The organism is Roseibium aggregatum, from assembly GCF_017309185.1.
GTDB lineage: Bacteria > Pseudomonadota > Alphaproteobacteria > Rhizobiales > Stappiaceae > Roseibium > Roseibium aggregatum_B.
Window position 1 is genome coordinate 270275 of the sequence record NZ_JAEKJZ010000001.1, and the last position, 13001, is coordinate 283275.

Here is a 13001-nt window from a genome sequence, read left to right on the forward strand (position 1 = left end):
TTCAAGAATGGCTGCCGGTTCAGCCGGTCCGTTTCGTTTCGGGACGTTGCCGCTATTGAATGGCGGTCATTGCGCGGCTGAACCCGGTAAGCGGAACCTCGATCATCTGTCTCTTGTCCGCCACCGGCGCGAAATCGATCTGCAACTGGGCACCGGCCTTCATGGCATCGATCATCGCTGTGGTTGCCCTTGCGGACAAAAAGCAGCCGCGCGCGTCGCATGTGCCGACTTCCAGCTCGCTCATCGGCGTGCCGTCCACGGCAAGCTTGATCTTGCCAGGCAGGAAAAAGCCGAGTGGCGCCTGCATCTGCAGGATCGGATCGGCGTTTTTCGACGGATAGATGATGTCGACCTTGAAGACGATCTGCCCGCTATCCTTCACCCGGACACTTTGCGAAGCCTCGCAGGTGAGCGTTTCGGGCGCACGGGACGGACCGGCGCAGCGGGTCTGCCAGAGATCGTCCGGATTGGGCGACTGCGCCAACGCGGGCGGCGAAAGGAGAGCGAGACTGAAGGCGGCGGCCGGGACGAGCAGGCGGTAAAATGAAAGCATGGTCTTTCTTCAAATTGTGTAGGGCGCGTCCGGCGACAGTCATAACCGGGTAGGTCGGTTTCGTCACCTCTAAACAAACGTCTTTTCGACGCTTTTTCGCCTGGCTTCCGGGAAAACGGCCGGTTCAGGAACGGGTGTCGGTCAAATCCGGCAATCGGAAAAAACTATTCCGCTTGGCCGCCAAGCTTTGAAATCCGGTGCCCGGCGCTGTGAGCGCCTGCAGCATACATTTAAGCCATCGTGTCGGGATTGGAGAACCTTCGAGATGGCAAGAGGCCGAGAACACCTCGCGACAACTTTGAAAAAGCCGGAAGACCGGCTCGATGTGTTCCCCACCTTCATGAAGGTGGCCGGCAAGCGCGTCATCGTCGTCGGTCACGGTGCCGAGGCAGCCGCCAAGGTCCGGCTGCTTGGCGAAACCAATGCGCGGATCGTCGTCGTCTCGAAATCCGTCGAGCCGGATCTGAAAGACGCGATCGATCTCTTTCAGGCCGAGCATCTCGCCGAGGAGTTTCGGCCCGGCCACCTGAACGGTGCCGCACTGGTGTTTTCGGCGCGTGAGGACTGGGACCTCGACACGGCTGTGGTCGGGGCTGCCCGGATCATGGGCGTTCCCGTCAATGCCGTCGACAAGCCGGAGCTGTGCGATTTCTACACCGGAGCGCTCGTCAATCGCGCGCCGATTGCGGTCGCGATAACCTCTACCGGCGTCGGGCCGGTGCTCTCCCGTCACATCCGTGCCCGCATCGAGGCCATGCTGCCGCGTGCCACCGGCGAACTCGCGCGGCTCGGGGAAAGCTTCCGCGATGCCGCCACGCGGATGATCGGGGACGGGGCTCTGCGCCGGGCCTTCTGGGCACGGTTTTTCTCCGGCGCCGTCGCGGCAAACCTCTACGCCGGCCGGCGCGATGCCGCCCGATCCGAGGCGCAGCGGCTCCTGAACGGCATGGCGGAGGAAGCCGGTTTCGTCTGGCTGGTCGGCGCCGGGCCGGGGGCGGAGGATCTTCTGACACTCAGGGCACAGCGCCTTTTGCAGGAGGCGGATGTGATCGTTCACGACGCCCTCGTGCCGGCGCCGGTCGTTGCCATGGGCCGCCGGGATGCGGAGCGCATTTCCGTCGGCAAGCGCAAGGGCGCGCATTCCGTCCCGCAATCGGAAATTTGCGAGCTGCTGAGCGATCTCGGCCGGAAGGGCCTGAAAGTGGTCCGGCTCAAGGCGGGCGACCCGATGATTTTCGGACGCGCGGCGGAGGAAATGGAAGCGCTCCGCAAAGCCGGTGTTGGCTTCGAGATTGTTCCGGGCGTGACGGCGGCCTTCGCGGCGGCGGCATCCGCGCAAATCCCGCTCACGCTGCGCGGGGTCGCCTCGAACCTGGTTTTCGCGACCGGTCACAACGCCAGGTCGGAGACCCTGCCGGACTGGGCAGACCTTGCGCTGAAAGGTGCGACGGTCGCCGTCTATATGGGTCGCACCGTTGCCGCGGCGGTTGCCGAACGGCTGATGCAGGCCGGTCTTGGTGCCGGTACGCCGGTCGCGGTTATCGAAAACGCCGCGCATGCGGACGAACGTCAATTTGCCGGGTCGCTCTCCGATCTCGCCATCCTGTCGGATCGCGAGGAAATCGACGGACCGGTGCTGATCGTGATCGGTGAGGCCGTCGGCCATGCCGCCCTGGACAAGGCCGAGCCGCTGGCGCCGAAAAGGGCGCTGCGGATCGCGGCCGCCTGATTTTGAGGAAAGTGGACGCAATGAAAGTGATCACCGCCAACCGTCTGTTGAACGGCGATGTCGTGTGGCTCGGAGACAACGGGTCCTGGGTCGAACGGATTACCCTCGCCAGGGTATTCGAAGGCAAGGAAGCCGTCGCGGAAGGCCTGGCTGAGGGTGCCGAGGCGGAAAGGAACCAGGAAGTCGTCAGCGTCTATGAGATGGACGTCACGGTCGAGGACGGCATCGTCTCGCCGGTGCGTCTGCGCGAAAGGATCCGGGCAACCGGGCCGACCACCCACCCGCAATTCGGCAAACAGGCTCAGGCCGTCTCGGCCTGAGAGCACAACAGGACATGGCGGGCAGCGCCGGAAACGGCCGCGCCCTGAATGGAGAGGTCAAAGATGTACCGTTACGATGAATTCGACGCGAATTTCGTCAGCCAGCGCACCGAGCAGTTCAAGGACCAGGTGCGCCGCCGCCTGGCCGGGGAACTGTCCGAAGACGAGTTCAAGCCGCTCAGGCTGATGAACGGTCTCTATCTGCAGCTTCATGCCTACATGCTCCGGGTCGCCATTCCCTATGGCACGCTCAACGGCCGTCAGATGCGCAAGCTCGCCCATATCGCACGCACCTATGACAAGGGGTACGGCCATTTCACCACGCGCCAGAACATCCAGTTCAACTGGCCGAAGCTGGAAGACACGCCGAAGATCCTTGAAGAGCTTGCGGACGTGGAAATGCACGCCATCCAGACCTCGGGCAACTGCATTCGCAACGTGACCGCGGACCATTTCGCGGGCGCTGCCGCCGACGAGATCGCCGATCCGCGTCCCTACGCGGAGATCCTGCGCCAGTGGTCGTCGCTCCATCCGGAATTCTCGTTCCTCCCACGCAAGTTCAAGATCGCGATCACCGGCGCGCCCAACGATCGTGCGGCCGTTCAGGTGCACGATATCGGCCTGCAACTGGCCCGCAACGAAGCCGGGGAGATCGGTTTCGTCGTCTTTGTCGGCGGCGGTCTGGGCCGCACGCCGATGATTGGCCGCAAGGTGCGCGACTTCCTGCCCGAGGAAGACCTCCTTGCCTATTCCGAGGCGATCCTCAGGGTCTACAACCGCTACGGCCGCCGGGACAACAAGTACAAGGCACGCATCAAGATCCTGGTGCATGAGACCGGACTGGAAGAGCTGAAAGCGGACATCGAAGCCGAGTTCGAGCGCATCCGCTTCGGCGTGCTCCGGCTGCCGGACGAGGAAGTGCGCCGGATCGAGGCCTATTTCGCACCGCCTCCGCTGGAAGTCGGCGAGACCGTCTCGGGCGCCGTCGAAAACCGCAAGGAAACGGACGCCGCTTTCGCCCAGTTCATTGCCCATAACCTCAATCCGCACCGCGTTCCGGGGTACACTTCGGTGACCTTCTCAATGAAGCCCATCGGCGGTATTCCGGGCGATGCTTCGGATGCGCAGATGGATGCGATCGCGGATCTTGCGGAGGAATTCGGCCATGACGAGATCCGCATCAGCCACGAGCAGAATGTGATCCTGCCGCATGTCCGGCTGGAAGATCTGCCGGCGCTGTTCGACAGGCTTGTCTCGGCGGGCATCGCGGAAGGAAACGCCGGCCTGATCACCGACATCATCGCGTGCCCGGGCATGGACTACTGCGCGCTCGCGACGGCACGGTCGATTCCCGTCGCCCAGCGGATCTCAGAACGCTTCGGCGCGCCGGACCGGCAGGCGGATATCGGCGAGCTGAAGATCAAGATTTCCGGCTGCATCAATGCCTGCGGCCATCACCATGTCGGCCATATCGGCATTCTCGGCCTCGAGAAGAAGGGCGAGGAATTCTATCAGGTGACGCTCGGCGGTTCCGCCAACGAAAACGCGTCCATCGGCGAGATCGTCGGCCGGGGCTTTTCGTCTGAGCAAGTGGTCGATGCGGTCGAAAAACTGGTCGACACCTATCTCGGGCTGCGTTCCGGCAAAGAGGAAACCTTCCTTGAGGCCTATCGCAGGCTTGGGGAGGCTCCCTTCAAGGAGGCCTTGTATGGCGCTGCATGAATCGTTCAGCCTGGGCTACGATCCCGACCTGGGCCTACAGGCGGAGGTTGCCGCGCTGAACGCGCAGTTCGGGAATGCCACGGCGCAGGAGATCCTGATTGCCTCCATCAGGCACCAGTTTGCCGGAGAAATCGCGCTGGTCTCCAGTTTCGGTGCCGATTCCGCGGTTCTCTTGCATATGATCGCGCAGATCGATCCGTCGACGCCCGTCGTCTTTGTCGACACGATGAAACTCTTTCCCGCGACAATTCAGTACCGGGATACGCTGATCGAGAAGCTGGGCCTGACGGATGTCCGTTCGATAAATCCCGCCAGGGAAGAGTTGTCCGAACACGATCCGGCGGGCATGCTCTGGATGAGCGACACCGATGCTTGCTGCCATGTCCGCAAGGTGCTACCGCTTGAACGGGCGCTGAAAGGTTTCGACGCCTGGATTTCCGGCCGCAAGCGGTTTCAGAGCGCCTCCCGCGCGCATCTCGATGTCTTCGAGATCGATGCGGGCCGGGTGAAGGTCAATCCGCTCGCGGACTGGAGCGCGGCGGAAGTTCTCGACTATGCCAAATCGCACCAATTGCCGCCGCATCCGCTGGTCGCGCAGGGCTATCCTTCCATCGGCTGCCTGCCTTGCACGAGCAAGGTCGCGCCGGGGGAAGATCCGCGCTCCGGACGCTGGCGCGGCCAGGACAAGACGGAATGCGGAATTCACTGGCCGACCCATGGCAAGGAAATCGATGGCAGCGGGATTTGAACCCTGCGGAACAAGAACTTTGAGGACGCTTGAGAATGGCAACGATTTACAAGGATGGCGGGTTCGCCGAGGAAAACTGGGCACGGGCCGACGCGGAGACCGGCGCGGCGGTTCAGGGTGACCTGCTGGTCGCGCAGACCCTGTTCCTGGCCGACGCCGAAGGATATTTGAGCCGGCAGGGAAAGACGGCGATCGTGGTCGAGGCCGGTGACGATGTCGAGGACATCTTGCCCTATCTCGGCCGGCTGGCACTCGTCGCGGTGGACTTTCCGGCATTTTCCGACGGCCGTGGCTTTTCCGCGGCACGCATCCTGCGCGAACAGTTCGGTTACGAGGGCGATATCCGCGCGCTCGGCAAATATATTCTCGATCAGGTGCCGCTCGCCCGCCGTTGCGGCGTGACTTCCTTCGAGATTACCAAACCGGAAGTCCTGAGGGCTTTGAAGGCGGGTGAGTGGCCGGAAGTCACCAAGTATCTTCAACCGGTCGGCACGGTCGCGGAAATCCCGGAAGGAACGCGCCCCTGGGCGAGGCGTTCTCAAAGAGAGACGGCGGTCGCCGCGGAATGAGACCCGCCGGCAGTCAGTCTTCGTTCTGACGGCGGATCCTGATCACCTCGTCGATGTTCGCCAGCAGTATGTCGACGAGCCGGGGTTCGAAATGGCGGCCGCGTTCCTCGCGCATCAGCGCCAAGATGTCCTCAAGTGCCCAAGCGTGTTTGTAGCTGCGTTCGCTTCCAAGCGCATCGAAAACGTCGGCGACCGCGGTGATCCGGCCATAGAGGTGGATGTCCGTTCCGTGCTTGTTCGCCGGATAGCCTCCGCCGGCCCACTTTTCATGGTGATCGCGGGCGATGATCGCTCCGGCCTGGAGCACCTTCCGGCTCGATGACTTCAGCATGTCGTACCCGAGCAGGGTGTGGTTTTTCATTGTGTCCCACTCTTCCGGGGTCAACGGGCCGGGCTTGTTCAGGATGGCGTCCGGGATGCCGATCTTGCCGATGTCGTGCAAGGGGGAGGCGTGTTGGATCAGATCCGCTTCTTCCTCGCTCAAGCCGTATTCCAGGGCCAGAAGCCTGCTGATTTCCGCGACGCGCTTGACGTGGTGACCGGTCTCGTTGGAGCGGGTCTCAATGGTCTCGCCAAGGATGTAGACCATCTCGCTCTGGGTCTGCTCCACCTCCTGCAGGAGATCGATGTTTTCGCAGGCTATGGCCACGTTCCGCTCAAAGAGGCCGAGGAGCGACTTTTCCAGTTCGCTCTGTTCGCCGCAAAGTCCCTTGAGATAGAACATCCACCGTTCGCCATCGCGGCAGGTGATGCAGCTTGCGTAGCTGTCTTCCGAAACCTGGCTCTCTCCGTCCTGCAGGGCGTTTGCGACTTCGCTCGGCACCTCGGGTGAACCGATACGGGGAAGGGCTTCTCCAGACAAAGGCGTGAAACGTCCCAATGCCGCTGCAACGTCGCGGGTGTCTTCGGTCTGCACGATCGCGAGGCCGTCGGTTTTGCGTTGCGGTTCCCGGCACTGCTCCTGGATCAGATAGCTCAACTGTTCCAGGACACTCTTGCTGAACTGCTCCCGCGACTTCACTTCGAAGATCTTCGCGGATGCCTCGATCACGGCCTCAAGCCCGCGTTTGCTTCTCTCCAGGGCGACGATATCGCGGTAGGAACGCAACGACGCATATATCAGCGTCGACAGCTTGCGGGACGTCAGCTCGGTCTTTTCCTTGTAGTCGTTGATGTCGTACCGCGCGATCACGTCCCGCTCCGGCGCCTGGCCGGGCTGACCGGTCCGCAACACGATCCGGACCGCGGAATTGCCGACGTCTTCGCGGATGAATTGCGCCACTTCCAGTCCCGCCGTTTCACTTTCCATCACCACGTCCAGAAGGATCAGGGCCGTGTCGGGATGCTCCAGGATGGCTTGGCGGGCCTCCCGTCCGGAATGAACGGACACGAATTCGAGCGGCCGGTCCTCGAAGGAAAAACCGGACAGGGCAAGGCGGGTCACGTCGTGGATGGCCGGTTCGTCGTCAACCAGCATGATTTTCCAGGGGTGCCCGGTTTCGCCCGCAATTTCCGTCTCTTCCGAGAACCTGATTCTTTCGTTCTGACTGGTCATTGCGAACCCTGGCCTGTTGCCGCTGTGAGCGGAACCGTAAGGTGGACCGATATTCCGTGTCCCGGCGCGCTGTCGCAGACCACGGTGCCGCCGAGCTTCCTGGTGGCTAGATTGTACACAATATGCATACCGAGGCCACTGCCTCCGCTGCCGCGCATGGTTGTAAAGAACGGGTCGAAAATCCGGTTGAGGACCTCGGGTGTAACGCCTTTGCCGTTGTCACTGTAGTGGATATGCGCGTTTGGGCCTGAATGCCTTGCGGTGATCCGGATCTCGCCGGTCTCGCCGTCGTTGAACGCGTGCGTGAGCGAGTTCATCACCAGGTTGGTGATGATTTGCGACAGGGCTCCGGGAAAGCTGGCCATGACGATGTCCCGGTCTCCGGTTACCGAAATTGCATGCGGGGTTTTTCGTGTCTGGGGCTGAAGGCTGAGCACGATCTCTTCGATATAGTCGACCAGTTTGAAAGTTCGTCGCTCGTCGCTGGACTGATCGACAGCGACCTGTTTGAAGCTGCGCACCAGGTCGGATGCTCTGTGCAGGTTGGATACGATGATCCTTGAGGACTGGTTGGACTGTTTGAGGAAGTCGTCCAGTCCGCTCCGCGTCAGGCGTTCTTCCGTAACCTGTCTGGAAACCTCTTCGATCTTTTCCTCAAGGAAGGTTGCGGCGGTCAGGCCGACGCCGATCGGCGTGTTGACCTCATGCGCAAGCCCAGCCACAAGGGAACCGAGCGAGGCCAGCTTTTCCGTCTGCACGAGTTCCTTTTCCGCCAGCTTCTGATCGGTAATGTCATAGTGCCAGACAATGACGGCTGGAGCGCCTTCGTACTCGATCGGAATAGCGTCGTGCAGACCCCACCACGTGCCGCCGTCCATCCGGCGGCGTTCCATGACAAAACGGCTGAAACCAGTGCCTCCATCGACACTTCGTGTTGCCTTGTCGTGGTCCTCTTCGGAGGCGAACGTATTCTTGAAGCCGTAAGCGTCGAGTTGCTCCACAGAGTCCGCACGGAAAAACTCCAGAAAGCACTGGTTTGCGTAGATTCGTTTGACAGGGTTCATCCGCAAGATCGAGATCCCGGCCGTGGAACTGTCCAGGATCTGTTTCAGCCGCGTTTCGCTCCGGTAAAGTTCCTCCTGGATTTTCCTGCGGTCGCGAATTTCCTTTTCCAGATCGTGGGTCCGCTCCTTCACGATTTCCTCAAGGTGGTCCCGATAGCGCTCGAGTTCCAGCTGGTTGCGTCTGCGCTCCGTGATGTCGGTCGCCGTGCCGAACATGCGCAACGGCGTGTTGTCTTCGCCGAACGCGACCTGGCCCCGCTGTTCCAGGTAGCGCTCGCCATCGGGTGTCATCACACGGTGAACGAAATGGCTTAACCCACTCGCTCTCGGCGTTAACAGCCGCTCGACCTCTTCCAGCGTCGCCTGCCGGTCTTCGGAGGGGAGCGCAGCCAAATAGGCTTCGCGGCTCGGTTCCACTTCGCCGGTCTCATAGCCGAGAAGCCGGAAATACTCCTCGGACCACCGCACCTGGCGGGTCTTCAGATCGACATCCCAGTTCCCGATCCCGGCCATGGACTGGGCTTCTCGCAGGAGCTGTTCGCTTTCCCTGAGCCCGGCTTCGGTCTTGATCAGTTCCCGGTTTAGCGTGCGCTGGCGGACAAAAACGGCGAGCAGGACCAGGGACGCAACGAAGGCGCTTAGGATCATGATCTGATACTGAAACAGCAGCTTTGTTTCGCTCGTTTGAAATTCGACGAAACCGGACTGGAAGGTGATCCAGATGTCCTTTTCGATCTGCTCCGTGAAGCGATAGATCTCCCGGTTGTTGGCAGTCAGGAGACGCAGGTCACCTTCTGCGGGATCAAGTCCCGCCCGTTCCATGACCGCGATGTTTTGGCGGATCAGCGGAGCGACCTGTTCGACCAGTTGTTCCTTGTCGATGTAGTTGCTGAAGATGAAACCGAGGGACGCTTTGGTGAAATTCAGGGCCGTTTGAAATCTGCTCGCGTCCTGATCCTTGATAGCAAGCAGATAGGCCTGATAACCGCGCATTGTCAGCAGGGGAACCTTCATGGTCAGGCGCATGGAATCCGCCATCCTCATCGTGGTGGTCGCCTCGGTGGTATGCGCGGGAGGGCGCTCTGCAGCGCGGTATAGATAGACCCCGGTTAATACGGCTATCGGTGCGAGCAGCCCGGAGACAAGTGCGGCGGTTCTTGTAACCAAGAGCTATACCTGGGGACGTTGACGACGACCCTCACGATGGATCCGGGTCGTTTGTCGGCGAAGTGTGCCGTCTTGCGAAGGGCTTCTGGGCGAAAGGCCTGAAAAGCCGGTCAGATGAGTCATAGTCAATGTCCCTTGGTATCAGTCCATGGAGATTTCCGTGATCATCCAGATCCATTTGGGCAGCTTGGTCTGGTACTCCTCCAGAGTTTCGTCAAAGTCCGGAAAAATGATGCGCATCGGGCCTTTTTTGTCGAAATCGATATAGGCGCCGTCGACCCGGGTTGCGATCAGGATACGCATGGTCTGCCATTCCATCTTGTCGAAGTCGATTTCGTAGTCGTCGATCGCCCGGATCGTCATCGAGGTCGTTTCGGCGGAACCGAATTTTGCCACGAAATCCTTCATCCAGACGCCGGTATAGGCGTCTGTGTTCCGGTCATACGGATTATAGGCGTTGACTTGCTGGAGCCCTGCGGATTCGACTTCGGCCACGGTTATCTGTCTGGGACTGTCTTCCTGGCCGCCGAGAGTGATCTGGATCGTCGTGTCCGGGCTGCCGGCAGCAACAGCGGGCGCCGTCGCCGCCCACAAAAGACCTGAGATAAGAATTGCCTGCCTGAACATGAAACGCTTTCCCGATTTATTCCGGAACTCGAAACAGTATAGCGTAGTTCTTGCAATAAAATTCAAAGGAATATTTTAAAATTGGTGTCTCAAACGCATCGAGGCGATGTTGACGGTAAAAGCTAAGTAGTATTTACGAGTTAAGCGCGACGCTGGTTGGGGAAATCTCACGAAAGAAAATCAGTCGGCCTCAGCCTGCGGTCGTGCCCCAGTCCTTGTTCTCGAACAGAATTTCAAAGCAGGCGCCATCGCCGCCCGGGACATGTCGGATCGTTGCATTGTGAGCATTCAACAGTGCCCGGGTGATGCCGAGCCCCATGCCGGTACCGCCTGTTTCGCGACGGGTTGTGAAAAACAGATCGAACACCTGATCGGCGTTTCCTGTCGAAATGCCCTGACCGTCGTCGCTCACCAGAACACGCAGGGATCCGTCTGTTTCTTCGCACGCGATCAGGACGTTGGTTGCACCGTGTTGAGCGGAATTGTCGATCAGGTTGCCAAAAACGATGCGGGCGTTTTCCGCCGACAGGGGGAGCAGGCAGTCTTCCGGGGCTCTGAGCGAAATCCCGTCGAACCGGCACTGGATATCTTTTAGGATGTCGGAGAGCCGGCAGGCGCCGCCGGTCGCGGCGCTGTCCGCGCGGGCAAGATCGCGCAGCCGGTTCAGCAAGGCGGACGCCCGGCCCGTGTCTTTCAGGATGTTGTCCAGAAACCGTGCCCGTTCCTGCTCGCTGAGCGCGTTGCCGCCGTCGAGCAGCAGTTCCGCGGCTCCCTGGATCGCGGTCAGCGGCGACTTCAGCTCATGAGTGACATGATTGGCGAAGGTGTTGATGTAGTCGTTGCGTTCGAAAAGCTTGCGGGACATGTCGAGCATCGAAGTCGACAGGGCGTGAATTTCCCGGTTGCCGTGGATTGCAAGCGGCTTTAGCGCGCTGCGGTCGCCCGCGCCGATCTTCAGCGAGCGCGCGGTCAGTGCCTTGATCGGACCGGAGATGGCGCGGGCGAAGATGAAACCGACGACAAAGGTTGCGCCGAGCACGAAAAGGACCATCCAGAGCAGGCTGTCCCGTTTCAGGTAGAGTTCCTTCAAGATGTTGCTCGGCGTGCGCGAAGCGTAGACGACACCCGCCACCTTGTTGCCGATGACGATGGGCAGGGCGGTAAACACACGCACGCTGGTGCCCCGGCTGATCGAATAAATCGGTCTCGGATTGGCGACGATACGCTCGCGCAGGACGCTGGCGTAACGTCCGTTCAGGGCTTTTTGAACCTCCTTCACATGGGCGAAGGACAGGCCGATGTCGCCGCTTCCGGCGATAACGACACCATTGAAATCGAGAATGCGAAATCCGGCGAGGGTGAGCTTTTGGGTGTCTTTCAGAATTGGGTCGAGGTCTTTCCCGGCCCGGACATAAGCGGCATTCGGTGTCGCGCGGGATCTCGTGGGATCGGGTCGGGCAGGCAGGACCCGCGTCTTGTTCAGATCCAGCCGAGGTTGCAGGGGCGTCCAGCCGCCCAGATACCCGATGACAACTCCTTCCGACAGATCGTAAAGCCCTTGCGTGAGGTCCGCGGTGCGGGAGCCGACGGGGAGATCCGGACCGCCGATGTCCGAAAGTCTCTGCGCCGCGACGGCGGCGATCGCGGCGGATTGGGCGATCAGTTCGGCTTCCGTTGTCTGAATGAGCTGGTTCTCATAGATCCGGAAGAAGGCGACCCCGGCGAGCGGCACCAGAAGCATGATGCAAAGCACCACGGCCACAACGAGGCTGAGTGGCGGACGGTATCGGTCGCGGAAGGAACGGGAGAGCGCCATGAATGCCTATGGCTCCGCGCCCGCCGGTTCGCAAGATCCGAGGCGGAAGCCGACGCCGTGGACCGTTTCAACCGCGGTGCTGCAGCCCGCGGCGGAGAGTTTGGCCCGGATGTTGCGGATGTGGCTGTCGATAGTGCGGTCGGAGACGTGGATGTTGTCGCGATAGGCCGTGTCCAGGATCCGGTCCCGCGTGAAGACGATCTTCGGCCGGTTCAGGAGAGCGGCGAGGATGTCGAATTCAATGGCGGTGAGGGAGACCGGTGTCTCTCCTATGGATGCCTGTCTTTGCGCCCTGTCCAGCCGCAGAGACCCATGGCTCAGCACGGTTTCGTCGTCCGGCACCTCGCGCGGCGCACCGTAGCGTTTCAGGATCGCCCCCACCCGGGCGATCAGCTCGCGTGGGCTGAAGGGTTTGGTAACATAGTCGTCGGCGCCGAGTTCAAGGCCGACGATCCGGTCGATCTCGTCGTCTCGAGCGGACAGAAACAGGATCGGCACCTCCGACGATTTCCGCAAAACCCGGCAGACATCGAGGCCATCCATTTCCGGCAATCCGATATCGAGCACGATCAGGGCGGGATCGCACAGGGACGCCTTGTCCAGCGCCTCCTTGCCGTCGGCCGCCTGTTCATAGGTATAGGAGGCCTTCTGAAGCGCGAAACAGATCACGTCGCGAATATGCGGGTCGTCGTCGACGACAAGAATGGTTTTCTTCTGCAATAACCTTGGTCCCGATGAATGCCTTCCCGCGAGATTGTGCGGCAACCGGTAAAAGTGAATTTAAGCACGCCGTGACTCTGAAGGACAGCCAGGGCGGAATTACGCTTCCAGCCACCAGCCGTCCCGGCGCAGACTGCGCGGCAGGGAGGTGTCGGTTTCCGGAGGCTGCAGGGTAACGAGATGCGGGAAAAGAAACGTGTGCCTTTTTCGGCTTTTCCGAAAAAGCGGGCGAACGATGGGACGCAGACGGACCGCAAGACCTGAGAGCATTTCGAGTTCTCCTTTGAGCCTCCCGACGCAACCGCCTTGGGAGGAAAGTTGGGATAACGAAAAACAGTCTGCCTGCCGGGCTTGCAGACTTCAGTCAGGCTTCGTGCAGATTTTGCGCAAATCTGGCGGTGCGGGTGACGT

12 protein-coding genes are annotated in these 13001 nt (G+C 60.8%); 5 read left to right on the plus strand and 7 right to left on the minus strand.

Features of this window, described 5'->3' with window-relative positions:
- Positions 1 to 52 precede the first annotated feature (52 nt).
- Positions 53 to 553, minus strand: a complete 501-nt coding sequence (locus tag JF539_RS01275) for an invasion associated locus B family protein (RefSeq protein ID WP_207138390.1) — start codon at positions 551 to 553, stop codon at positions 53 to 55.
- A 265-nt stretch (positions 554 to 818) separates the two neighbouring features.
- Here JF539_RS01275 and cysG point away from each other — a divergent pair, with 265 nt between their 5' ends.
- From cysG to JF539_RS01300, 5 genes are all read left to right on the plus strand, one after another.
- Positions 819 to 2282 (plus strand): siroheme synthase CysG, encoded by a 1464-nt coding sequence (cysG, locus tag JF539_RS01280; RefSeq protein ID WP_207138392.1) that lies wholly within the window; start codon positions 819 to 821, stop codon positions 2280 to 2282.
- Between the two features lie 20 nt (positions 2283 to 2302).
- A complete protein-coding gene (locus JF539_RS01285) occupies positions 2303 to 2602 on the plus strand; it encodes a DUF2849 domain-containing protein (RefSeq protein ID WP_207138394.1) in 300 nt (99 codons plus the stop codon).
- A 63-nt stretch (positions 2603 to 2665) separates the two neighbouring features.
- The gene (locus tag JF539_RS01290) at positions 2666 to 4324 is read left to right on the plus strand and encodes a nitrite/sulfite reductase (protein WP_207138397.1); all 1659 of its coding nucleotides are present in this window, start codon (positions 2666 to 2668) and stop codon (positions 4322 to 4324) included.
- The gene (locus tag JF539_RS01295; RefSeq protein ID WP_207138399.1) at positions 4311 to 5072 is read left to right on the plus strand and encodes a phosphoadenylyl-sulfate reductase; all 762 of its coding nucleotides are present in this window, start codon (positions 4311 to 4313) and stop codon (positions 5070 to 5072) included. Before JF539_RS01290 ends, JF539_RS01295 begins: the two co-directional genes overlap by 14 nt.
- Positions 5073 to 5107: 35 nt before the next feature.
- Positions 5108 to 5641 (plus strand): DUF934 domain-containing protein, encoded by a 534-nt coding sequence (locus JF539_RS01300; protein WP_207138401.1) that lies wholly within the window; start codon positions 5108 to 5110, stop codon positions 5639 to 5641.
- A 13-nt stretch (positions 5642 to 5654) separates the two neighbouring features.
- Here the strand turns inward: JF539_RS01300 and JF539_RS01305 are convergent, their stop codons facing one another.
- The 6 genes from JF539_RS01305 to JF539_RS01330 form a co-directional block, all read right to left on the minus strand.
- Positions 5655 to 7196, minus strand: a complete 1542-nt coding sequence (locus tag JF539_RS01305; protein WP_207138403.1) for a DUF3369 domain-containing protein — start codon at positions 7194 to 7196, stop codon at positions 5655 to 5657.
- Positions 7193 to 9427 carry an ATP-binding protein gene (locus tag JF539_RS01310; protein ID WP_207138405.1) on the minus strand — a complete coding sequence of 745 codons (2235 nt, stop codon included), beginning with the start codon at positions 9425 to 9427 and terminating at the stop codon, positions 7193 to 7195. Before JF539_RS01310 ends, JF539_RS01305 begins: the two co-directional genes overlap by 4 nt.
- 141 nt (positions 9428 to 9568) lie before the next feature.
- Positions 9569 to 10054: a hypothetical protein gene (locus tag JF539_RS01315; protein ID WP_207138407.1), complete on the minus strand. Its 486-nt coding sequence runs from the start codon at positions 10052 to 10054 to the stop codon at positions 9569 to 9571.
- A gap of 190 nt (positions 10055 to 10244) precedes the next feature.
- Entirely contained in the window at positions 10245 to 11870 is a 1626-nt protein-coding gene (locus JF539_RS01320; RefSeq protein ID WP_207138409.1) for a sensor histidine kinase, read from the minus strand.
- 6 nt (positions 11871 to 11876) lie between these two features.
- On the minus strand, positions 11877 to 12590 hold the full coding sequence (locus JF539_RS01325; protein ID WP_207138411.1) for a response regulator transcription factor: 714 nt from the start codon (positions 12588 to 12590) through the stop codon (positions 11877 to 11879).
- Between the two features lie 99 nt (positions 12591 to 12689).
- Positions 12690 to 12860 carry a hypothetical protein gene (locus JF539_RS01330; protein ID WP_207138413.1) on the minus strand — a complete coding sequence of 57 codons (171 nt, stop codon included), beginning with the start codon at positions 12858 to 12860 and terminating at the stop codon, positions 12690 to 12692.
- Positions 12861 to 13001: the final 141 nt, after the last annotated feature.